General features: G+C 63.3%; 20 protein-coding genes and 3 pseudogenes. 6 read left to right on the forward strand and 17 right to left on the reverse strand.

Going from position 1 to position 20,417, the window contains the following annotated elements; genetic code table 11:
• Positions 1 to 7 precede the first annotated feature (7 nt).
• Positions 8 to 808, reverse strand: coding sequence for a molybdate ABC transporter substrate-binding protein (gene modA, locus HWX39_RS05630; RefSeq protein WP_175965931.1), 801 nt, complete (start codon positions 806 to 808; stop codon positions 8 to 10).
• A 137-nt stretch (positions 809 to 945) separates the two neighbouring features.
• Positions 946 to 1,644, reverse strand: a complete 699-nt coding sequence (locus tag HWX39_RS05635) for a phosphatase PAP2 family protein (RefSeq protein ID WP_175965932.1) — start codon at positions 1,642 to 1,644, stop codon at positions 946 to 948.
• Between the two features lie 248 nt (positions 1,645 to 1,892).
• On the opposite strand from HWX39_RS05635, the gene HWX39_RS05640 reads away from it, so the two are divergent.
• Both HWX39_RS05640 and HWX39_RS05645 read left to right on the forward strand, forming a co-directional pair.
• A complete protein-coding gene (locus HWX39_RS05640; protein ID WP_175965933.1) occupies positions 1,893 to 3,002 on the forward strand; it encodes a PHB depolymerase family esterase in 1,110 nt (369 codons plus the stop codon).
• 81 nt (positions 3,003 to 3,083) lie between these two features.
• Positions 3,084 to 3,260 carry a DUF3563 family protein gene (locus HWX39_RS05645; RefSeq protein WP_175954990.1) on the forward strand — a complete coding sequence of 59 codons (177 nt, stop codon included), beginning with the start codon at positions 3,084 to 3,086 and terminating at the stop codon, positions 3,258 to 3,260.
• 117 nt (positions 3,261 to 3,377) lie between these two features.
• Here HWX39_RS05645 and HWX39_RS05650 read toward each other — a convergent pair whose 3' ends face one another.
• From HWX39_RS05650 to HWX39_RS05670, 5 genes are all read right to left on the reverse strand, one after another.
• Positions 3,378 to 3,797 (reverse strand): organic hydroperoxide resistance protein, encoded by a 420-nt coding sequence (locus HWX39_RS05650; protein WP_175954992.1) that lies wholly within the window; start codon positions 3,795 to 3,797, stop codon positions 3,378 to 3,380.
• 155 nt (positions 3,798 to 3,952) lie between these two features.
• Complete coding sequence (locus tag HWX39_RS05655) at positions 3,953 to 4,405, reverse strand: MarR family transcriptional regulator (RefSeq protein ID WP_175965934.1); 453 nt, start codon at positions 4,403 to 4,405, stop codon at positions 3,953 to 3,955.
• Between the two features lie 185 nt (positions 4,406 to 4,590).
• Positions 4,591 to 5,400 carry a BPSS1780 family membrane protein gene (locus HWX39_RS05660; RefSeq protein WP_175965935.1) on the reverse strand — a complete coding sequence of 270 codons (810 nt, stop codon included), beginning with the start codon at positions 5,398 to 5,400 and terminating at the stop codon, positions 4,591 to 4,593.
• On the reverse strand, positions 5,391 to 6,389 hold the full coding sequence (locus HWX39_RS05665) for a homoserine kinase (protein WP_175965936.1): 999 nt from the start codon (positions 6,387 to 6,389) through the stop codon (positions 5,391 to 5,393). The genes HWX39_RS05660 and HWX39_RS05665 overlap by 10 nt, the downstream gene beginning before the upstream one ends.
• A 101-nt stretch (positions 6,390 to 6,490) precedes the next feature.
• The gene (locus tag HWX39_RS05670) at positions 6,491 to 6,886 is read right to left on the reverse strand and encodes a hypothetical protein (protein ID WP_039358086.1); all 396 of its coding nucleotides are present in this window, start codon (positions 6,884 to 6,886) and stop codon (positions 6,491 to 6,493) included.
• A gap of 129 nt (positions 6,887 to 7,015) precedes the next feature.
• On the opposite strand from HWX39_RS05670, the gene HWX39_RS05675 reads away from it, so the two are divergent.
• Positions 7,016 to 8,542, forward strand: a complete 1,527-nt coding sequence (locus tag HWX39_RS05675) for an AMP nucleosidase (protein WP_175965937.1) — start codon at positions 7,016 to 7,018, stop codon at positions 8,540 to 8,542.
• 109 nt (positions 8,543 to 8,651) lie between these two features.
• Here HWX39_RS05675 and HWX39_RS05680 read toward each other — a convergent pair.
• From HWX39_RS05680 to HWX39_RS05700, 5 genes and pseudogenes are all read right to left on the reverse strand, one after another.
• A pseudogene (locus HWX39_RS05680) lies at positions 8,652 to 9,247 on the reverse strand (tyrosine-type recombinase/integrase); the annotation flags it as partial.
• Positions 9,246 to 9,329: pseudogene (locus tag HWX39_RS05685) on the reverse strand (phage baseplate assembly protein V); the annotation flags it as partial. The pseudogenes HWX39_RS05685 and HWX39_RS05680, both read right to left, overlap by 2 nt.
• 185 nt (positions 9,330 to 9,514) lie before the next feature.
• The gene (locus HWX39_RS05690; protein ID WP_175965938.1) at positions 9,515 to 9,940 is read right to left on the reverse strand and encodes an RICIN domain-containing protein; all 426 of its coding nucleotides are present in this window, start codon (positions 9,938 to 9,940) and stop codon (positions 9,515 to 9,517) included.
• A 392-nt stretch (positions 9,941 to 10,332) separates the two neighbouring features.
• Positions 10,333 to 10,785 carry a phage virion morphogenesis protein gene (locus tag HWX39_RS05695; protein ID WP_175965939.1) on the reverse strand — a complete coding sequence of 151 codons (453 nt, stop codon included), beginning with the start codon at positions 10,783 to 10,785 and terminating at the stop codon, positions 10,333 to 10,335.
• Positions 10,785 to 11,177: a phage tail protein gene (locus HWX39_RS05700; RefSeq protein WP_175966118.1), complete on the reverse strand. Its 393-nt coding sequence runs from the start codon at positions 11,175 to 11,177 to the stop codon at positions 10,785 to 10,787. The genes HWX39_RS05695 and HWX39_RS05700 overlap by 1 nt, the downstream gene beginning before the upstream one ends.
• Between HWX39_RS05700 and HWX39_RS05705 the strand changes: the two are divergent.
• Positions 11,168 to 11,917: pseudogene (locus tag HWX39_RS05705) on the forward strand (phage portal protein); the annotation flags it as partial. The gene HWX39_RS05700 and the pseudogene HWX39_RS05705 sit on opposite strands and share 10 nt — an antisense overlap.
• 436 nt (positions 11,918 to 12,353) lie before the next feature.
• Here HWX39_RS05705 and HWX39_RS05710 read toward each other — a convergent pair.
• The 3 genes from HWX39_RS05710 to HWX39_RS05720 form a co-directional block, all read right to left on the reverse strand.
• Positions 12,354 to 13,154 (reverse strand): DUF4145 domain-containing protein, encoded by an 801-nt coding sequence (locus HWX39_RS05710; protein ID WP_175965940.1) that lies wholly within the window; start codon positions 13,152 to 13,154, stop codon positions 12,354 to 12,356.
• Positions 13,155 to 13,243: 89 nt separating this feature from the next.
• A complete protein-coding gene (locus HWX39_RS05715; protein WP_175965941.1) occupies positions 13,244 to 14,305 on the reverse strand; it encodes a RelA/SpoT domain-containing protein in 1,062 nt (353 codons plus the stop codon).
• A gap of 438 nt (positions 14,306 to 14,743) precedes the next feature.
• Positions 14,744 to 14,998, reverse strand: a complete 255-nt coding sequence (locus tag HWX39_RS05720) for a hypothetical protein (RefSeq protein ID WP_175965942.1) — start codon at positions 14,996 to 14,998, stop codon at positions 14,744 to 14,746.
• A gap of 188 nt (positions 14,999 to 15,186) precedes the next feature.
• On the opposite strand from HWX39_RS05720, the gene HWX39_RS05725 reads away from it, so the two are divergent.
• Positions 15,187 to 15,624, forward strand: a complete 438-nt coding sequence (locus HWX39_RS05725; RefSeq protein WP_175965943.1) for a hypothetical protein — start codon at positions 15,187 to 15,189, stop codon at positions 15,622 to 15,624.
• Positions 15,625 to 16,118: 494 nt separating this feature from the next.
• On the opposite strand, the gene HWX39_RS05730 is transcribed toward HWX39_RS05725, so the two are convergent.
• Complete coding sequence (locus HWX39_RS05730) at positions 16,119 to 16,418, reverse strand: hypothetical protein (protein WP_175965944.1); 300 nt, start codon at positions 16,416 to 16,418, stop codon at positions 16,119 to 16,121.
• Positions 16,419 to 16,809: 391 nt separating this feature from the next.
• On the reverse strand, positions 16,810 to 17,568 hold the full coding sequence (locus HWX39_RS05735; RefSeq protein WP_175965945.1) for a TIGR00730 family Rossman fold protein: 759 nt from the start codon (positions 17,566 to 17,568) through the stop codon (positions 16,810 to 16,812).
• Position 17,569: 1 nt separating this feature from the next.
• Here HWX39_RS05735 and polA point away from each other — a divergent pair, with 1 nt between their 5' ends.
• Positions 17,570 to 20,323, forward strand: a complete 2,754-nt coding sequence (gene polA / locus HWX39_RS05740; RefSeq protein WP_175965946.1) for a DNA polymerase I — start codon at positions 17,570 to 17,572, stop codon at positions 20,321 to 20,323.
• Positions 20,324 to 20,417: the final 94 nt, after the last annotated feature.

A 20,417-nucleotide genomic window follows, 5' to 3' on the forward strand; every position in this document is an offset into this window, starting at 1 on the left:
GCTGCGCTCACTTGCCCGCAGGCTTGAAGCCGAACGTCGACAGCACGGCCTGGCCCTGCGGCGACGCGACGAAGTCGATGAACGACTGCGCGTGCGCGGCGTGGCGGCTGTCCTTGACTACGGCGATCGGGTAGGTGATGGCCGTCTTCGTCGGCACGGTCAGCGCAACTTTCACGCGGCCCGGCATGATCGCAGCGTCGGTACCGAACACGAAGCCCGCGTCGACCTCACCGCGCGCGACATAGTCGAGGCTCTGGCGCACGTTCGCGGCCAGCACGCCCTTCGCGCTGACGGCATCCCACACGCCGGCCGCGCGCAGTGCGCCTTCCGTGTAGCGGCCGACCGGCACCGATGCCGGGTCGCCGTACGCGATGCGCTTCACGCCGGGCGCCGTCAGGTCGTTCAGCGATGTCGGCGCGGCGGCCTTGCTGTCCGCCGGCACGATCAGCACGAGCGAGTTCGCCGCGAAATCGCGACGCGTGCCGGGCACGATCACCTTTTCGTCGGCCGCACGGTCCATCGCCTTCTGGTCGGCCGATGCGAACACGTCAGCGGGGGCGCCCTTGGCGATCTGCTGCATCAGCACGTCCGACGCGCCGAAGTTGAACAGCACCTTGGTATCCGGATGCTGCTTCTCGTACGCGTCGCCGACGGCCTTGAACGCGTTCGTCAGGCTGGCGGCGGCCGACACGACCAGTTCGTCTGCGGCGCAAGCGGGCGCGCTGAACGCGATACCGGCAGCGGCAAGCGTGGCGATCGGCAGCAGACGGAGCAGGGTGCGGCGAAGCGGACGGACGGTTGAGCGCATGGCGGATTCGATTTGAATGGGTGGAAACCGTAATCGTAATATAGGGTGGGTTATAACGCTCGACATACCGCTCATGCGATGGCGCGCATGGAATGGTCAGACGTGAAAAGGAGCGGGCGTGACGGCGGGGCGGCCGGTCACGTACGGAGCGTTTGCGGCGACGATTGGGTGCGCTGCAGCGACGACGGCTGCGATGCAGGACGGTAGTTCGGGTTGGCCTTCCAGCGCGCGCGGACGAACGGACGCTCGTGGCCCGACAACTGCAGTGCCACCTTGGTGACCCACCGATGCGACGGCACCGTGATGCCGTGCAGCGCCACGGTGACGAGCGCGAGGCTCGCGACGACCGCAGGCACCGACCAGCGGTGCGGCACCGCGCGCCACGAGCCGGCGATGAACGCGAGCGCGGCGATCGCGCCGACGATACAGCCGGTGATCGATTCGGACGGCGAATGTGCGTCGAGCGCGACGCGCGACACGCCGACCGCGACGCCGGCCGCGAGCCCGAGCGCGATGCCGGCGATTCGCATCGGCGTGCGCGTGCGGATCAGCGCCAGGAAAATCGCGACCGGATAGACCGACGTCGACAGCATTGCATGGCCGCTGAACCCCGTGAAATCCCACTTGCGGATGCCGATCCCCCAGCCGAGGAACGCGATCTTCGTGAGCGCGACCACGCCGATCGCGGCCGCGAGCACGCCGAGCCACGCGGCTGCGCGCTGCCACGAGTAGCCGAGCGCGAGCCAGACGGCAATCGTGATCGCGAGCGGCAAGGTCAGGCCGGCGCCGCCGAACGCGGTGATCATGATCCACAGGTGAGACGACAGGTCGAACATCGGGAAGGGGACGAACGAAGGCGGGGAAGATGCTTAAATCAACGCGCGAGCCAGGAAGAACGACTACAACGGATACAAGCGACGAAGCCCCAGTATAGCGCCGCGTGCGCCCGGGCCCCGTTTTTTGCGCGGCCGGGAACTCACCGCGAGCAGGAAAAATCCCAGAAACAATGTTATGGTGCATTGCACAAAGACGAACGATGCATCCGCTGTGGTGCCCCTATTTTTCCTGACTGCGAGCCCGATCGATGACCAAGAGTCTGACCAAGGTGTGGCTGGGCGGCATGAAACGCATCCTGTCTCCGGCCGCCAAGCGCGCGGCGCGCGACGCGCAGCGCATCACCCGCGACGCACTCGAGGCTGCGGCCTCTCCCGCCGTATCCGATCTGTCCCCGCCGCGTGAATCGCGCGTGCGGCCGCGCGCGGCCGCATGGGCGGCTGGCGAGTGGACGCGCGGCGAACATCCGATGGCGCCCGCGCTCGGGCGCCTCGTCCAGAATCTCGCGTACGGCCTCTACGTGCCGCCTGGCCGCCGGCGTGGCGCGATGCCGCTCGTCGTGATGCTGCACGGCTGCCAGCAGTCCGTCGACGAATTCGTGCAAGGCACGCGGATGAATCTGCTGGCCGACAAGCATGGTTTCGCGGTGCTGTATCCGGAGCAGTCGCTGCGCGCTCACGCGCACGGCTGCTGGCATTGGTATGAAGACACCGACCGCGCGGGCCGCGGCGAGGCGAACGCAGTGGCGTCGCTCGTCGACGCGCTCGTCGACGAACACGGTTTCGACGCGTCGCGTGTCTATGTCGCGGGGCTGTCGGCCGGTGCGGGCCTCGCGTCGCTTCTTGCACTGCACCATCCGGACCGTTTTGCGGCGGTGGCGCTGCATTCGGGCCCTGCGCTCGGCGAGGCGAGTTCGGGCATTACCGCGATGGACGTGATGCGGCGCGGGGTACGCCAGAACCCGGCTGCGGCCGTCGATGCGGTGGTCGATGCTGCCGCGTATCCGGGCATGCCCGCGCTGATCGTCCAGGGCGACGGCGACCACGTGGTCGCGCCGAAGAACGCCGACCAGCTGACGGTGCAGTTCATGCGGCTGAACGGGCTCGCCGACAGCCGCGGCGCACTGCGCGGCGGCGAGCGGATCGAGACCCGCGAAGCGGGCGCCCAGATCACCGATGTCTGCCGCGACGGCGAGCCGGTCGTGCGGCTCTGTCACGTGAAAGGGCTCGACCATGCGTGGGCCGGCGGCGACGAAGCCGTGCCGTTTCATGCAGCGGTCGGCCCCGATGCGAGCGCGATGATCTGGGCCTTTTTCGAAGCGCACCGTCGCACTGTGGCGACCGAACGACGCATCGTCTGATCGACGCTGGCCAAAGACTAGGGTTTTCCCTATAATTCGGGAAAACCCTAGTCAAAGAACCTTTGGATTGCGAGATCAACCATGTACCTGCTGAGCCACCTCTTCCTGATGCTGACCAAGAACGCTGAAAAGGCCTCGAAAGAGCGCGCCGAGGCGTACCTGGCCGAAGCCACCGACATCTACGACCTCGAATTCCGCATGCGCAAGATCGATCGCGAAGCGGCGATGAACCGCCCGTATTCGATCGGCGCGCGCTAAGCAGCGCAGGGCGGGCAGTCAGGTCCGCCGTTCCGGCGAGTCACGCAGCAAAAAGGGCGCGTGCGGCATGTAGCCGCACGCGCCCTTTTTGCATTCCTGGCCTGGCCTTGTGTCGCGTCAGACGACCGTCAGGCGTACCGGCACGTTGTTGCGCGTCGCGTTCGAGTACGGGCACACGTGGTGCGCTTTTTCGACCAGCGCTTGCGCGTCGGCCTTGTCGAATCCCGGGAGCGACACGCGCAACTCGACGTCGAGCGCGAAACCGCCCGTGTCGTTCGGGCCGATGCCCACTTCCGCCGTGACCTGCGTGTCGGCCGGCAGGGCCTTCTTGTCCTGACCGGCGACGAATTTCATCGCGCTCAGGAAACAGGCCGAGTAACCTGCGGCAAACAGCTGCTCCGGGTTCGTGCCTTCCGCGCCCGTGCCGCCGAGTTCGCGCGGCGCGGCCAGCTTCACTTCCAGCTTGTTGTCAGCGGACACCGCGCGGCCGTCGCGGCCACCCGTGCTCGTGGCGCTGGTCTTGTACAGAATGTTCATCGTGCAGCTCCTGTCGGGAAAGGGGAGGAAAGCGGTCCGGTCGAACGGGGTGTCGCCGGCCACGAGAAAAATATAGAACACAAATCATTAGTGTGCAAATGAATTTTTGAAGAAAAAGCCCGGACGTGGCGGGCCGGTTCGCGGAGGCTCGCCTGTCAGCGTTCGTTGGCGGCCGACAGCGCGTCGCGCAACTGCTGGAGATCGGTGCGCAGCCTGACCAGGAACTCGGGAGATTGCTGCATCGCGCAAAAGAGATCGACGGGTACCGAGCGCGCGCGATCCTTCAGCGCACGGCCGTCCGGCGTCACGAGCACGTTCACGACGCGTTCGTCGGTCGCGCTGCGCACGCGCTCGACATAGCCGAGCGCCTCCAGCCGCTTCAGCAGCGGCGTGACCGTGGCCGGGTCGAGGTCGAGCCGCGCGGCGATGTCCTTCACGGCGATGTCGTCGCGTTCCCACAGCGCGAGCATCGCGAGATATTGGGGATAGGTCAGCGACAGCTTGTCGAGCAGCGGTTTGTACGCTTTCGTCATCGCGTGCGAAGTCGAGTAGAGCGCGAAGCAGAGTTGCTCGTCGAGCGTCTGGGGCAGCGGGGGCAGGCGGTCCATGATTCGGGAGGCGCGGCGAACGCGCTAACAATTTGCACGCAAATTATTTTGCGCGCAAAAGATCGGGATGAACAGGGGGCGGCCGGCGCGGGGCGCGGCCGACCGAGGCGGGGGAAGAGATGGGGCGCCGGGAGCCAACCCGCCGCGGAGAACGGTGGCCGGCGACATGCGCCGGCCGGGGGGCTTCAGCGACCCGACGTGGTGGTCGTTGCGCCCGGTTCCTGTACGCCGAAGCAGCCGCGATAGGTCGCGTAGAACGAGCAGTACAGCATCGTGACGATGATGATCGTCACCGGCATCATGATCGTCAGCGCGTAGGCGCCGGCGCCGAGCGCCTGCAGCAGCAGCGACAGCGCAAGCGACGTGCCGAGCGCGACGCCGAACCACAGCATGCCGTACACGACGAACGCGCCGCGATTGCGCCAGCAACTGACGACGCTGAAGAACAGCGCCTTGACGGGCGGGACGTCATGCCACGCGACCAGCACCGGCGCGAACCAGAACAGCATCGCGACCGGCAGGTAGAGCAGCGTCGCGAAGAACAGCGCGCCGAGCGTGCCTTGCGCGGCGAGCCCTTCCGGCGTGGTGCTCGCTTCGTCCGCCGCGCCCATCATCACGTGGAACAGCGCGCCGCCGTCCACGAACGACGAAGCGGCGAACACGAGCACCATCGAGGCGACGTAGATCACGCCGAGCACGAGCAGCCGCTGGGTCGCGATGGTGCCGTACGAGCGGAAGCCGTCGACGAGGATCGTCGGCATCACGGGCTTGCCGGCCACCGTGTCGCGGCACGCGGCCATGAAGCCGACCGCGACGCCGGGAATGAATACCAGCGGTAGCGCGGAGCCGATCACGGGCACCATCGATATCAGCGTGATCGCCAGCAGGTACGTGAAGAACAGCGTGATGAACGCGAGCGGGTTCCGGCGGAACAGCCAGACGCCTTGACGGAACCAGACATAGCCTGTTTTGGCGGGCACTTCGATCAGTTGCATGCGGTTTGGATCTCGGGAAGCGCGGGCGTATGCGCGATGCGCTCGCGCAGGATGCGTTCGAAATGGCCGGGGTCGTGCGGCTTGAGCATCTCGGCCGCGCGCGGCAGATAGAAGTCGTACAGGCGCGACACCCAGAAGCGATACGCGCCCGCGCGCAGCATGTCGCTCCAGTGGCGACGCTCCTCGGCCGTGAACGGCCGAACGGTCTGGTATGCGCGCAGCAGCGCGTCGGCGCGCGCGACGTCGAGCACGCCGGTCGCGAGGTCGACGCACCAGTCGTTGACCGTGACCGCGACGTCGAACAGCCACTTGTCGCAGCCGGCGAAATAGAAGTCGAAGAAGCCGCCGAGCCGCACGTCGTGGCCGGTGCCGGGCGCAGCGTGCGCGAACAGCACGTTGTCGCGGAACAGGTCGCAATGGCACGGCCCGGCCGGCAACGCCGCGTAGTCGTCCGATGCGAAGAAGCTGGCCTGGTGCGCGAGCTCGCCTTCCAGCAGCGCGCGCTGCGGCTCCGTGATGAACGGCACGATCGCCGGCACGTTCTCCTGCCACCACGGCAGGCTGCGCAGGTTCGGCTGGGTGCGCGGATAGTCGCGGCCGGCGAGGTGCAGGCGTGCGAGCATCTGCCCGACCTCGATGCAGTGTTCGACCCCCGGCGCGAGTTCAGCCGAGCCGTCGAGCTTCGTGACGATCGCGGCCGGCTTGCCGTGCAGCATGCCGAACAGCGCGCCGTCGTCACGCGGGATCGGATCGGGCACCGGCACGCCGTGGCCGGCCAGATGGCGCATCAGGTCGAGGTAGAACGGCAGTTGCTGCGCCGTGAGCTTTTCGAAGATCGTGAGGACGTACTCGCCGCGCGTCGTCGTCAGGAAGAAATTGCTGTTCTCGATACCGGACGGAATGCCGCGGAACGCAAGCACGTCGCCCAGTTCGTAGTGGCGCATCCATTGCGCGAGATCGGAGTCGGAAACAGCAGTGAAAACGGCCATGCGGGATGCGTCAGGTGAGGGTGTCGGCACGCGGGCGGCGTGCGTCGCGACAGCAGGTGAAGGGAGGCGGCGCGCGGCGTCCGGTGCCGCGCGCCATGGAATCAGTAGCGCAGGTTCAGCGACGGCAGGCGCGTGATCGGGATACCCGCGTCGTGCGGCTTCGGCGACGTGTCGGGCGTCGAGCTCATTTGGTAGCGCGTGCCGAAGTTCGACTTCACGTCGATCTCGACCGGTTTGCCGCGATCGCGGTACTCGGTGACTTCGGTGCCGTTCTTGCTCTTTTCGTGGAAGCTCGGCGTGCGGCGGATGTCGGCGAAGTCGACTTTCGACGTGACTTCGGCGCCCGGCCGGTTGATCTTGCGGAGATCGGGCAGGCCGGCGGCCTCGTTGGCCTCGGCCCGAGCCTGCGCGTCGGCGTCAGGCGTGCCGCCGGCGGCGTAAGCGACGCTGGCGGCGGCAAACGCGGCAGCAGCGGCGACGAGAATGAGCGGCTTCATGATGAGTCTCCAGTGAACCCGCCGATTTTAGCAAATACTGCGCCCCGTCCGGCCCTCGCGTGCGTAGGGGCAGCCACAAGGGTGACCGGGTTCCGTGGTAATGTCGTCGGATCAGACGAGGTGATGAAAATGAAGAACGATTTGAGCCGCCGGCACCGAGTGCTGACGCCCGAGAGCCCGTCAGTCGAGGCTTTCGACGATCCGATCGCCGCCGTCGCGCGGCTGTCCGCCATTTACGACACGAACACGGGCTTCCTGCGCGACGCGTTCGCGCAGTATCGCCGCCACGAACCGATCACCGAGCACGTGCGCGCATGCTATCCGTTCGTGCGGATTCGCACCGACGTCAACACGCATGTCGATTCGCGCCGCTCGTACGGTTTCGTTGCGGGCCCCGGGGTGTTCGAGACGACGGTCACGCGCCCCGATCTTTTCGCGAACTACTATCGCGAGCAGCTGCGCCTGCTGTCGAAGAACCACCATGTGAAGATCGAGATCGGCGTGTCGTCGCAGCCGATTCCGATTCATTTCGCGTTTCCTGAAGGCATCCATCTCGAGGGCGAGCTCGACCGCGACCGCCTGCTCGCGATGCGCGACATCTTCGATACACCCGACCTGTCGTATCTCGACGACCGCATCGTCAACGGCACGTTCGAGCCGGCGCCGGGCGAGCCGCATCCGCTCGCGCTGTTCACGGCCGCGCGCGTCGATTTCTCGCTGCACCGGCTGCGCCACTACACGGCGACGTCGCCCACGCATTTCCAGAACTACGTGCTGTACACGAACTACCAGTTCTACATCGACGAGTTCGTGAAGCTGGGCCGCACGGTGATGACGGAGAGCGACGATCCCGAGGTGCGTGCATACCGGAGCCAGTACAGCGCGTTCGTCGAGCCGGGCGATGTCGTCACGTACAACGCCAACCTCGGCAGCGAACCGGCCGAGGGCGTCGCGCCGCCGCGCCTGCCGCAGATGCCCGCGTATCACCTGAAGCGCGCGGACGGCAGCGGCATCACGATGGTCAACATCGGCGTCGGCCCGTCGAACGCGAAGACGATCACCGATCACATCGCGGTGCTGCGTCCGCACGCGTGGGTGATGCTCGGTCACTGCGCGGGGCTGCGCAACACGCAGCGTCTCGGCGACTACGTGCTCGCACACGGCTACGTGCGCGAGGATCACGTGCTCGATGCAGACCTGCCGCTGTGGGTGCCGATTCCGGCGCTCGCTGAAGTGCAGCTCGCACTCGAGCGCGGGGTGGCCGACGTGACCCGGCTGGAGGGCGCTGAACTGAAGCGCGTGATGCGCACAGGTACGGTCGCGAGCGTCGACAACCGCAACTGGGAGTTGCGCGATCATCGCGAGCCGGTGCAGCGGCTGTCGCAGAGCCGTGCGATCGCGCTCGACATGGAAAGCGCGACGATCGCCGCGAACGGCTTCCGCTTCCGCGTGCCGTACGGCACGCTGCTGTGCGTGTCGGACAAGCCGCTGCACGGCGAGCTGAAGCTGCCGGGCATGGCCGACACGTTCTATCGCGGGCAGGTCGACCAGCATCTGCAGATCGGCGTGAAGGCGATGGAGATCCTGCGCACGAACGGGCTCGACAAGCTGCATAGCCGCAAACTGCGGAGCTTTGCGGAAGTGGCGTTCCAGTAACGAACCCTTGTTGTACAAGGCTTCCCGGCCGGCCCGGGGAGCCTTCGTGTCTAACATCAGCGTTGGTGTCTAACTTGCACGCGTTAATGGAACTGGTTGGACACGTTCTACTTCGCGTGATTTCGTGTAGTGCGCCGTCATGCTTTCGGTCGTGTGGCCGGCCAGTGATTGCGCTGCCGCGGCCCCCCGCTGCCGCTTAAGATCAGTCAGCGCCTTCGCCCGCAGATCATGGAAGTGCATGCCGATCAGGTATAGCGGGTTCGGGGTGATTCCCCTTTCTTCGCAGTCTTTCTCGTAGGCCGATCGCGCGCGCTGGCAAGCGCGTTTCCACACTGAGTACGCGCCGATATAGGTGAAGCGGCCGCCGGCATGCGTGCAAATCACTGGCCCGATGGCGGTGATCTTGCCGCCACGCGCTCGATCCAATGTTTCTCGCAGGTCGGGTGTCATCTCGATCAACAGACGCACGCCGCTGCTGTTGACCGTCTTGCTCGGGTGAAACGAAATCCCCTCGTCGGACACGTTCTGCCAGTTGAGCGCGAGAAGATCGCCGATACGTTGTGCGGTCTGGTATGCCAGGTCGATCAGGCAGAGGATCGACCGTGCGGACGATGTCTTGTAGCCGGCACCGGAAACGATGGCCGCCCGCACTGCGTCCAGCTCGTCGTCCGTGATGTAGCGATCCCGCTTCTTTTCCCTCGCCGCGAGCGTCGTGGTCGACGTCGATCACGGTGCCCTCGCGCAGGAGGCTTTCGAGGCGGCGGTTCAGGTCAGCAAAATCATCCATGCGGCAAGGATGCCGCGCGCGCGGGAGAGGGTCACGGGTATTCAGTTGTGTCAGGGCAGCCCACAACGAAAAAGCCCGCTGGCCTTCGATCAGCGGGCTTCAGTATTGATGCGGTCCGGCTCAAACGGTGCTTGAGCCTGCGAAAGCAGAGGGTCCCTTGATGGGGGCCGACTCTGATTTGCGTTTTATTCGAAGGCCTTGAGGTTGTTCAGCGGGACCAAATGCCACTGCTGGGCAGGTGAGCCATTGATCGGGAAGAGCCAGATCGGGTTTCCATCCTTGACGACGCGATTCTTGTCGTCGAGGCACAACGATTCATCGGCCCTGGGTACGATGTATCCGGGTTTCGAGAAGAAATCCCATTGGATTGCGCTGGAGCTGGGCTTGAGCTTCAGGAGGGATTCAGGTGCGATCCGGTCTGCACCGATCGCGAGCACTCCGCCACTCGAATTCAGCGAGATGATGCCGGTGTCGAAGTTGATATCCCAAAAGCCGTAGCGAGGCGCCAACCCGTTTTTGCTTCTAAGTACGACAGGGTTGTCCTGTAATTGATCCGTGACCCCAATCACGTAGTTCGGATCTTGAGAATATTCAATAATATAGACACCCATTTTTTCTCTCCTAATCGTTCTACAAAAATATGACCCCGTTTATCGGTGCCGCCGGGTTGGAATTAACTCGGCTAATTAATAATAGATGGGAGGTTGTGGGATTCTAGCTGTCATATTTGCGGGTCTGATAACTGTAAATGGTCGCTTTGATTTGTGATTTTTTCGTCGTTTGTCGGATTTGATGCGTTGAGGTGGAAATTGGATTTAAATCAATCTATGAAATAATCGGCCGCATCGTTCGGCTTCACGTCTTTTAATCGACAGTTCAGTGGCTGTTAATTTTACGGAATCCAATGGGTGCCATATCGGTCTCCTTCCGTGGAGTGTCCGTTCTGGCGGCCGGGAAGCTTTCGAATAACCGGCCGTGCAAAGAAAACCGGCGGTGCGTCGCACTACCGCGCCAGAAAGTCGAGGACGGCATCGGCGATCCTGTCGACATCGGCATCGCCCAGGCCGAGCAGCTCGCGTACCGGATACTGCACGACTGGACCACGGTTGCGTTCGACCCGATCGCGCAGGCCCTCCTGGTGGACGCGCGCGATGCGTTCGACCTGACGCGTGAAATGCAGCACGGACGCGTCGGCCGTCGCGGCGGTTTTGAGGAAGCGGGCGGTGCGCAGCTTCGCGAACATCGCGCGGCGGATGCGACCTTTCTTGCGCCGGGCCTGTGGCTTGCGCGGCGCGTAGCGGCTGCCGTCCGGGTTCCGAGCCTCGGCGATACGGCGCGAATGGCGCCGGCGCAGCTCGGCGGCCAGCCCCTTCGCCAGGACGGTGCGCTGCGCGCTCGTGAGCTGGCCGAGCAGGCCGGACGCCCATTCCTCCGCGCGGGAAAGTCGGTCGACCATCAGTCCCCCGCGATCGGCGGCTCGCCGAAGTGGCGAATCTCGTAGCCGTCCGGCCGCTCGACCACGCCGACGCGCTCGGTCAGTTTCAGCAGGATCTCGACGTCGGATTTGCCGTTGTCGAGCAGCTCGGCCTGGAACTTGAACCCTTCGCGACAGAGATCGCGGTTCAGCAGCAGCTCGGGCTGGTGGATCTTCAGCCAGGCGATGATCGGCACCATCAGGTGATCCGAATTGCCGGCGTAGTCGGTCACGACGATGTCGAGCGTGTACGCATATTCGAACGACAGCGATTTCGCTGCGGTGACGGCAATCGACCCGTGTTCGATGAAGATGTGAAGCCGGTCGGGATTGCGCGCGAACTCGGGCAGGGCGGCTGTGAGCGCCGCGCGCAGACTTCAGCCGGTTCGTGCTCGAGTACCTGGTCTTCGCGAACGGCTACCTCGAGCTGCGCACGAACCAGCTCGGCGCGCCGATGGCGTTGAAGTCGTCGCTCGCGAAGTACACACGGGTCGGTATCGAGCCGGGTCAATATTGGTTCGTGACGAACGTGCGCGAGCCGTACGAGTTCCCGAAGGGCTCGGTCTATCACCTGTACGAGCCGGACCTGAACCAAGAGATCTACGGACTACCTGAATACCTGTCGGCGTTGAACTCGACCTGGCTGAACGAAAGCGCGACGCTGTTTCGCCGGCGCTACTACAAGAACGGGAGCCACGCCGGCTTCATCCTGTACATGACCGACGCGGCCGAGAAGCAGGAGGACGTCGACAACCTGCGCTCGGCGTTGAAGAACGCGAAGGGGCCGGGCAACTTCCGGAACCTGTTCATGTATGCGCCGAAGGGGAAGAAGGACGGCATCCAGCTCTTGCCGATAGGCGAGGTCGCGGCGAAGGACGAGTTCTGGAACATCAAGAAGGTGACGGTCGAGGATCAGCTCGCGGCGCACCGCGTGCCGCCGCAACTGATGGGGATCATCCCGTCGAACGCGGGCGGGTTCGGTGACGTGGAGAAGGCGGCCGGGGTGTTCAATGGCCTCGAGATCGAGCCGCTGAAGGCTCGGCTCCGGGAGCTGAACGACTGGATCAGGATCGAGGTCGTGAGGTTCAGGGACTTCGAGATGCCGAAGGGCTGACGGCCCGAGCGCGCACCTGGCAAAGCAAAGCCGCCGGGCACTTCGGTGCCGGCGGCTTTTTTGCGTCCGTCGCCTGTGCGCGGCCCCGGCGGATTAGTGCGCCTCAGGGCGGCCGCCGCCTAGGTGCACCCCAAGAGTCGGACGGGCCTGCCGCAGGGCCGTGGCGGGCCGCCTGACGAGCTGGCGAGGCGTTCCAAGGGCCGGACCCTGCCCCTGGGATGGCGATTCAGACCCGGCGCGCGCAGTTGTGACCCCGCCGCACCTGCCCGTAAAATCGAACGGTTTCTATGCAGTCATGCGCCGGGCGCTCGGGCCCGCCTGGCGCGGGCTGCGCGGCGATCGGCGGGCTAATTCTTCCGTGCATTTTTATGCGCCTTGGTTATGCAGTCTCGATACCGCTGCTCGGGCTACAACCTAATGCTGATTGAGGGCGCGATCATTTTGAGGTTTTGGTCGCGTCTCGCCGCTCGATAGCTTCTCTTTTGCTCTGCGGGAGCCTTTCATAGAGGCTGTCGACTTCACGTGGATGCGTGATCATCTGCTCGGCCACGAGGTTCACCAACGTTAGAAGCTTCGTAGCGGTTGCCACGTCGTCCCGAACGTCAAGTTCACCAGGGTGCACACTTTCGTTTCCGATCACGCGGACAATGTCAAGTGCGCGCTGGATCTTAGGGCTCAGTCCCTTTTGCACGAGAGACGCGATGTCCGAATCGATGTGCTTCCCCGATTCACCAAGCTGGACACACAACTTCTGCACGGCAAGACGAAGGAGCGCCGCTGCGCCGCGTGGAGAAACATTGAGGATTGAACGAGCCTCGATAAAGTCTGCCTTCACATCCTCGTTCAAATCGGGGTTAGGCATAACGCTAGGTGCGATCTCAGGATATATCAGCCTGTCGTGAACCCAAATCGCGAGCCCGTGACAGTTGTAGCATTCGCTCAAATGTATGTTTCCCACCTCGTAATCTATGTAGTCGTGCCGCTGACGACTCATTAGGAATGGCGCACCGGAACTAAGCTGACTCAAATACTGTTCAAAGGCCTGTCGTGCCACCGCATCCAATTCATCGTCGGCAAGTATGTCCTCTTGGTCAGCGGCCGAGGGGAAATAGGGAACGCGATTCGAGTTGCTGAGGCGGTTCGTGAAAAGTTGATGCCAGGTTTGTGATGTCAGCGCTCCGCAGTGAGGGCAGTTGAAGGCGGTTTCATTGGTCGCCGGTGCGACTGTCTTTGACATTTTGGGCCTCTCGCGATACTTGTAATGTGGTTCGATCAGACAACTGCCCGGCCGTACTCCGCGTTCGTATCGGATAGTGGCGGTTGCCACTACACGCGGATGCCGGCGTTTTCCAGTCGCTTACTGATCGTGGTGATGATTGTCAGGAACTGATTTGTATCGAGGAAGTAGTTCGGGTAGGCACGTCGCAACGATTCGATCGAGTCGGTGTTCACCAAAACGACTTGCAGGTTCCCATCTTTGCTGGCCTGCTCCTCGGCCTTCGCATATTCGCGGTTTGCTTCCTCGATTCGGCGTGTGCCATACGACGACACCGTCACTTCTCGCTTGTTTGCGTTGAGGATCACCAGATGGTAGCTCCCGCCGCTCGTGTCTTGACTGATGGCGTTTGCAGCAATGGCAAACGCCTTCAGCTTGCGTACAACATCGAGCCGATTAGCGCGCTCTACAAAATCGTTCCAGATTACTTGCTCACCCAACCCCTGAAAAGCTCCAGCGGGGACACATTGTTCCATGTGCGCGATTGCTGCACTCGCGACCTGGAAGAACTCCAGCCACTCCTGCGGCCCCTCGTTCGCTTTGAGAGCATGGTTGATGAATGTGCCCATGGTTTCCACCGCTGTCGCCCAGGCGTGCTGACGTCGCGTACGAATCTGCAGCTCGAGGCACAAACCGTTGTAGAGCGTCATCGCTGGATTGTTGTAGCGATAGATCAGGTGGACGCTCCGGTATCCGGAATCCTTCGGTGCGGCGATGTAGTCGTCTTCGTCGACGAGCTCGTGCGTCAAACCTCCATTCACGTACAAGTCACGAAGCGTTCGAACCTGCGGCATGGTGTTGACAACGGCGCGAAGTCCCCCGATGTCTTGCATCCGGGCGAGTTGCATGCCGGGATTCCGCACCAGTTTGGCCGCGATCGACGGAACACGCTTCAGTCGTTGCCCGACGAGTGCCTCTGCGCAAACTTTTTTGAGGCGAGCTCGCAGGGTCGCCTGGAACGTGTTGATTGGGTATGTGTGGCAAGCACGCCAGTGGTTGATCAGCGCAAGTGCTTCATGGAGCTCGGCGACACTCACAGCGGTGGGGTCGATCAGTACGTTGCCGGCGCGCGTCACTCCCTTCCTCGAAAATCGCGGAATCGGAAAGGCCATGTCTTTTATCCCCGGTCAGTATGGCTCCGGCTGGCGGGAGCCGTTTGGTCCCGATTGTTCAGCGACAACAGAAAGTCTACGCTGCCCCGACGTGATAGTGATGCACTATCATCTCCGGATCGGTAGTGCGGTGCAAGGACGTGATATCCCGGCCATGCTCCGACCTCTGGACGCAGTTATCTGACTGCACGCGTGCAGCTAAATTGCAGCTTGGATGAGCTGGATTGGCCTTGATTGACCTTGTGCAGCCTTGGTTTTGCAGTTCGCGAGTTGCGTAAGGCTTTGATTTAAAGGGATGTATTGCGCGCCTGTAAAGCTCGGTGGGATGTATACCATGTGCGGGGTAACTATATGATCATGACACCAATCGGCCATAACGACGGCAGTACCACCTACATTGAAACCGACGAGGCCGGTGACACTCGCATTTATCTGGAATCAGATGGGGAGCGGCGAGAGATTGGTCAGGAAGGATCCGGGTTGACGCACGAAGAGGTCGTGGAACTGTACGCGGATTCCGACGGAACGATAGGCGATACGGTCTACGTACCCGATGACCCGCCATTCGGCGGAACCGACGGTTCCCCCGAGAACGATGGGGTTCTTCAGGCGAACGAGATGCAGACTGCCAACACTGACGGGCAGCAGGGCCCTGAGCACGATGGCAGTGGCGGTGCTGATCCCACCGGACAAGGGCAGCAATCTGATACAGGTGGTGGCGACGCGAATGATAGTTGGAATGGCGGAGGGGGGCAGGTTGATCCTGGAGTGGGAAATGACGGAAACTGGGCCCCCGATTCTGGGGCGGCCCCAGGAAACGATTTGGACTCAAATCCCGGCCACACTGGGGACGACTCATGGGTAGAACTGTAGAGGCGCACATGCGAACGGCTCAACTTTGCTTCCTCGCCTTGACCCTGCTCGGCTTCGCTCAGATATTTTTTAATGGCGTGGCGGACGGGTTCCCACTATTACTTGTCCTCGGATTCACCGGCGTCTTCGGGATCGAGCTCATTCTGAAAGTCTTTCCCAAGGCATCAGCGCAAGATTCGCGTCGCGGACAACACCAGTACAACGCTGTTCACCCTGAGCAATCACCGCAAGCAATCGTGCAGCCGCCCCCGGTACCAAACGTCGGCGTGCCTGGGGCTGAGAAGCCAAATGCGGGAACAAAGCGAGAAGATCAACTCAGCGCTGCAAGGTCGTGGACAACTGAACGCCGTGCGGCCGCACTGGCTGGGCTTTTGGCGAAGGGCAGGATCACGGAGGAGGAGTTCCGAAGACGCTACAAGAGCCTTACCCAAGACGCTAAGGAATAGGAAGTAGGTCGCGCGTCGGTTCCGCATATTGTTCGAGTCTTCCTCGGCACCGACTCGAATGTGCTTTTCGCAGTGCCGCCAAATTGCAGCTTGGGCGAGTTGGATTAGCCTTGATTGACCTTGTACGACCTTGGTTTTGCAGTTTGCGAGTTGCGTGAAGCTTTGATTTATATGGATGTACTGCGCGTCGGTAAAGCTCCGAAGGCAGCGTTTGACCGCCCGCAAGAGTCGTCTAACTTGCTCCCGGAATGCGGCTGAAATCCTCGCGTAATCGTGAGAGGTATTTCCGCAATAAGTTAGAGGAAGTCACGGAACGCCTTGATTTGATGTGATTTTGCGTCTGCAAGCTGCGCAGCTTTGCGGAAGTGGCGTTTCAATAACTGCCCGGCGCGGTGGCGCCTCCAATGACAAAGGCCTCACGCGAACACTTGTTCACGTGAGGCCTTTGTCTTTCGGCGTCAGCGCCGGGGCAGGACAGCCCGGCGGTGATGTGCTCAGCACTCACCCTTCTTCGCGTGTCCCGGCGGGCAGTGATAGCCGCGGCGATCGTCATGGCCGTGATGGCGCTCGTGATCTTCCCACTCCCGGCGTTCCCAGTAGCGGTGGCCGTCCCAGTAGCGGTCGCCATGCCAGCCGACGATGGCTGTTGGCGCCGGTGCGACCATGACGGGCGCGGGCGCGACGACGACCGGTGCGGGCGTGCCGATGTTGACGTCGACGTTGACGGCGTGGGCCAGGCCGGACAGCGAAAGGCCGAGGCCGGCGAAGGCAAGGGCGATCAGCGAGCGTTGCATGTTCTTTTCCGTGATGTCGTTGTAAAGGGCCGGCGCGACGCGATGGAAGCGAGGGGGATCGTTCCACCGGGGGGAAACGCCGCACCGACACATGCAGTGTGCTGGCGCACGACGGAAAACGCGAGGCGGGTTTGTTACGGCGGATTGGCGGCTGGCAGGCGCGGAGTGCGAGTGTCGGGCCGCGTCATTTGACAATGGCGGCCCGCGTGCGCGGATGATTGCGCGCGAGTCGCAAGGCACCGGCTGCACGGATTTGACATTCGGCGGCGCGAGGCCACGAAGCGCGATTAATCGCGCGTTACAAAGTGACACGCGGCAGGTGGCGGAATCGCCACGCCTGCCGCGTGCGAGGGGGACGCCGGCAGGCGGGCCGGCGGTCGTCACGAATGGATTACAGGTAGAACATCCGGTCTTCTTCGGGGCGCGGCGGATGGCCGTCATCGTCCGAGCCTTCTTCCTCGCCGCTGTCCTCGTAGAACGCGAGCACTGCGTCGAGCACCTGGTCGGGATCGTCGATCACCTGCATCAGGTTCATGTCTTCCGGATTGATGAGGCCCATCGGGATCAGCTGGTCGCGGAACCACTGCAGCAGCCCCTTCCAGAACTCGCTGCCGACGAGGATGATCGGCACGAGGCGCGACTTCTTCGTCTGGATCAGCGTGAGCACTTCCGACAGCTCGTCGAGTGTACCGAAACCGCCCGGCATCACGATCACCGCATCGGAGTTCTTCACGAACGTGACCTTGCGCGTGAAGAAGTGGCGGAAGCGCAGCGAGATGTCCTGGTAGTGGTTGCCGGCCTGCTCGTGCGGCAGCTCGATGTTCAGGCCGACCGACGGCGCTTTACCTGCGTGCGCGCCCTTGTTCGCGGCTTCCATGATGCCGGGGCCGCCGCCGGAGATCACGGCGAAGCCGGCGTCCGACAGCTTGCGCGCGATCTGCGTGGCGAGCTTGTAGTGCGGCGTATCGGGTTTGAGGCGGGCAGAACCGTAGATGCTGACAGCCGGGCGGATCTCCGACAGGTACTCGGTCGCCTCGATAAACTCTGCCATAATCGTGAACATCTGCCACGATGCGCGCGCCTTCTTGGCCGTCGCGCGTTCTTGATCTGCGAGCGAACGCAGACTCGGAATCACTTTTCTCTTGTTCATAATGCCTGAAGAACGAAATCTGGAAGGTAAGACCCTGCTATTGGTTGACGGTTCGAGCTATCTGTATCGGGCTTACCATGCGATGCCTGATTTGCGTGGCCCTGGCGGGGAGCCGACCGGAGCGCTCTACGGAATCATCAACATGCTGCGCCGTATGCGCAAGGAAGTCAGTGCAGAGTATAGCGCGTGCGTGTTCGATGCAAAGGGCAAGACGTTCCGTGACGACCTTTATGCCGACTATAAGGCAAACCGCCCGTCGATGCCGCCCGACCTCGCCTTGCAGGTCGAGCCGATCCACGGCGCGGTGCGCGCGCTCGGCTGGCCGCTGCTGATGGTCGAAGGCGTCGAGGCCGACGACGTGATCGGCACGCTCGCGCGCGAAGCCGAGCGGCACGGGATGAACGTGATCGTGTCGACGGGCGACAAGGATCTCGCGCAGCTCGTCACCGACCACGTCACGCTCGTCAACACGATGACCAACGAGACGCTCGACCGCGAAGGCGTGATCGCGAAGTTCGGCGTGCCGCCCGAGCGCATCATCGACTACCTCGCACTGATCGGCGACACCGTCGACAACGTGCCGGGCGTCGAGAAGTGCGGGCCGAAGACGGCCGTGAAATGGCTGGCGCAGTACGACAGTCTCGACGGCGTGATCGAGCATGCGGGCGACATCAAGGGTGTGGTCGGCGACAACCTGCGCCGCGCGCTCGACTTCCTGCCGCTTGGCCGCAAGCTCGTGACCGTCGAGATGGCCTGCGATCTCGCGCCGCATCTCGAATCGATCGAAGCGTCGTTGAAGACCGACGGCGAAGCGCGCGACCTGTTGCGCGACATCTTCGCGCGCTACGGCTTCAAGACCTGGCTGCGTGAAGTCGACAGCGCGCCGGCGGAAGGCGGCGGCGCCGATGCGCCGGAAGGCGAGCCGGCGCCGGTGGTGGCGGCCGACATCGGCCGCGAATACGACACGATCCAGACCTGGGAGCAATTCGATGCGTGGTTCGCGAAGATCGACGCGGCCGCGCTGACCGCATTCGACACCGAGACGACCTCGCTCGATCCGATGCTCGCGCGGCTCGTCGGTCTGTCGTTCTCGGTCGAGCCGGGCAAGGCTGCGTACCTGCCGGTTGCACACCGCGGCCCCGACATGCCCGAGCAGCTTCCGCTCGATGAAGTGCTCGCGCGCCTGAAGCCGTGGCTCGAATCGGCCGATCGCAAGAAGGTCGGCCAGCACCTGAAGTACGACGCGCAGGTGCTCGCGAACTACGACATCGCGCTGAACGGCATCGAGCACGACACGCTGCTCGAATCCTACGTGGTCGAATCGCACCGCACGCACGACATGGACAGCCTTGCGCTGCGTCATCTGGGCGTCAAGACGATCAAGTACGAAGACGTGGCCGGCAAGGGCGCGAAGCAGATCGGTTTCGACGAAGTGGCGCTCGTGCAGGCCGCCGAATACGCGGCCGAGGATGCGGACATCACGTTGCAGCTGCATCACGCGCTGTATCCGCAGGTTGCGCGCGAACCAGGCCTCTTGCGCGTGTATCGCGAGATCGAGATGCCCGTGTCGCTCGTGCTGCGCAAGATGGAGCGCACGGGTGTGCTCATCGACGATGCGCTCCTGCACGCGCAGAGCACCGAAATTGCGACGCGCCTGATCGAGCTCGAAGCGCAGGCGTACGAACTGGCGGGCGGCGAATTCAATCTCGGCTCGCCGAAGCAGATCGGGCAGATTTTCTTCGAAAAGCTGCAGTTGCCGGTCGTGAAAAAGACGCCGAGCGGCGCGCCGTCGACCGACGAAGAAGTGCTGCAGAAGCTGGCCGAGGACTACCCGCTGCCGAAGCTGCTGCTCGAGCATCGCGGGCTGTCGAAGCTGAAGTCGACCTATACCGACAAGCTGCCGCGCATGGTGAACCCGTCGACGGGCCGCGTGCACACGAACTACGCGCAGGCGGTTGCGGTCACGGGCCGCCTTGCGTCGAACGATCCGAATCTTCAGAACATTCCGGTGCGGACGGCCGAGGGCCGGCGGATCCGCGAGGCGTTCATCGCCTCGCCGGGCCACCGGATCGTGTCGGCCGATTATTCGCAGATCGAACTGCGGATCATGGCGCACATCTCGGGCGACGCGTCGCTGCTGCGTGCGTTCTCGCAGGGCGAGGACATCCACCGCGCGACGGCTGCCGAGGTGTTCGGCGTGACGCCGCTGGAGGTCAATTCCGACCAGCGCCGCATTGCGAAGGTGATCAACTTCGGGCTCATCTACGGGATGAGCGCGTTCGGGCTCGCGTCGAATCTCGGCATCACGCGCGATGCGGCGAAGCTCTATATCGACCGCTATTTCGCCCGCTACCCGGGCGTTGCGCAGTACATGGAAGACACGCGCTCGTTGGCGAAGGAGAAGGGTTACGTCGAAACCGTCTTCGGTCGCCGGCTGTGGCTGCCCGAGATCAACGGCGGCAACGGCCCGCGCCGCCAGGCGGCCGAGCGCGCGGCAATCAATGCGCCGATGCAGGGCACGGCGGCCGACCTGATCAAGCTGTCGATGATCGCGGTGGACGACTGGCTCACACGCGACAAGCTTGCATCGCGGATGATCATGCAGGTGCACGATGAACTGGTGCTCGAGGTGCCCGACGGCGAACTGTCGCTGGTGCGCGAGAAACTGCCGGAAATGATGTGCGGCGTGGCGAAGCTGAAGGTGCCGCTGGTTGCCGAAGTGGGCGCCGGTGCGAACTGGGAAGAGGCACACTGACGCACCGCCGCGCGGTTCCCGATTCCTGCGGCATATTGTTGCAGGGATGCTGAATATCGAGATGGTTTGCTTGTGGTCAACGCGCAAGCTCCCG

This window comes from Burkholderia sp. BCC0322 (assembly GCF_902833045.1).
GTDB lineage: Bacteria > Pseudomonadota > Gammaproteobacteria > Burkholderiales > Burkholderiaceae > Burkholderia.

Bases quoted from the DNA above. Each gene is read 5' to 3' on its own strand.
- modA (WP_175965931.1), bottom strand. From the start codon at position 808: ATGCGCTCAACCGTCCGTCCGCTTCGCCGCACCCTGCTCCGTCTGCTG.
- HWX39_RS05635 (WP_175965932.1), bottom strand. From the start codon at position 1,644: ATGTTCGACCTGTCGTCTCACCTGTGGATCATGATCACCGCGTTCGGC.
- HWX39_RS05640 (WP_175965933.1), top strand. From the start codon at position 1,893: ATGACCAAGAGTCTGACCAAGGTGTGGCTGGGCGGCATGAAACGCATC.
- HWX39_RS05645 (WP_175954990.1), top strand. From the start codon at position 3,084: ATGTACCTGCTGAGCCACCTCTTCCTGATGCTGACCAAGAACGCTGAA.
- HWX39_RS05650 (WP_175954992.1), bottom strand. From the start codon at position 3,797: ATGAACATTCTGTACAAGACCAGCGCCACGAGCACGGGTGGCCGCGAC.
- HWX39_RS05655 (WP_175965934.1), bottom strand. From the start codon at position 4,405: ATGGACCGCCTGCCCCCGCTGCCCCAGACGCTCGACGAGCAACTCTGC.
- HWX39_RS05660 (WP_175965935.1), bottom strand. From the start codon at position 5,400: ATGCAACTGATCGAAGTGCCCGCCAAAACAGGCTATGTCTGGTTCCGT.
- HWX39_RS05665 (WP_175965936.1), bottom strand. From the start codon at position 6,389: ATGGCCGTTTTCACTGCTGTTTCCGACTCCGATCTCGCGCAATGGATG.
- HWX39_RS05670 (WP_039358086.1), bottom strand. From the start codon at position 6,886: ATGAAGCCGCTCATTCTCGTCGCCGCTGCTGCCGCGTTTGCCGCCGCC.
- HWX39_RS05675 (WP_175965937.1), top strand. From the start codon at position 7,016: ATGAAGAACGATTTGAGCCGCCGGCACCGAGTGCTGACGCCCGAGAGC.
- HWX39_RS05690 (WP_175965938.1), bottom strand. From the start codon at position 9,940: ATGGGTGTCTATATTATTGAATATTCTCAAGATCCGAACTACGTGATT.
- HWX39_RS05695 (WP_175965939.1), bottom strand. From the start codon at position 10,785: ATGGTCGACCGACTTTCCCGCGCGGAGGAATGGGCGTCCGGCCTGCTC.
- HWX39_RS05710 (WP_175965940.1), bottom strand. From the start codon at position 13,154: ATGTCAAAGACAGTCGCACCGGCGACCAATGAAACCGCCTTCAACTGC.
- HWX39_RS05715 (WP_175965941.1), bottom strand. From the start codon at position 14,305: ATGGCCTTTCCGATTCCGCGATTTTCGAGGAAGGGAGTGACGCGCGCC.
- HWX39_RS05725 (WP_175965943.1), top strand. From the start codon at position 15,187: ATGCGAACGGCTCAACTTTGCTTCCTCGCCTTGACCCTGCTCGGCTTC.
- HWX39_RS05730 (WP_175965944.1), bottom strand. From the start codon at position 16,418: ATGCAACGCTCGCTGATCGCCCTTGCCTTCGCCGGCCTCGGCCTTTCG.
- HWX39_RS05735 (WP_175965945.1), bottom strand. From the start codon at position 17,568: ATGAACAAGAGAAAAGTGATTCCGAGTCTGCGTTCGCTCGCAGATCAA.
- polA (WP_175965946.1), top strand. From the start codon at position 17,570: ATGCCTGAAGAACGAAATCTGGAAGGTAAGACCCTGCTATTGGTTGAC.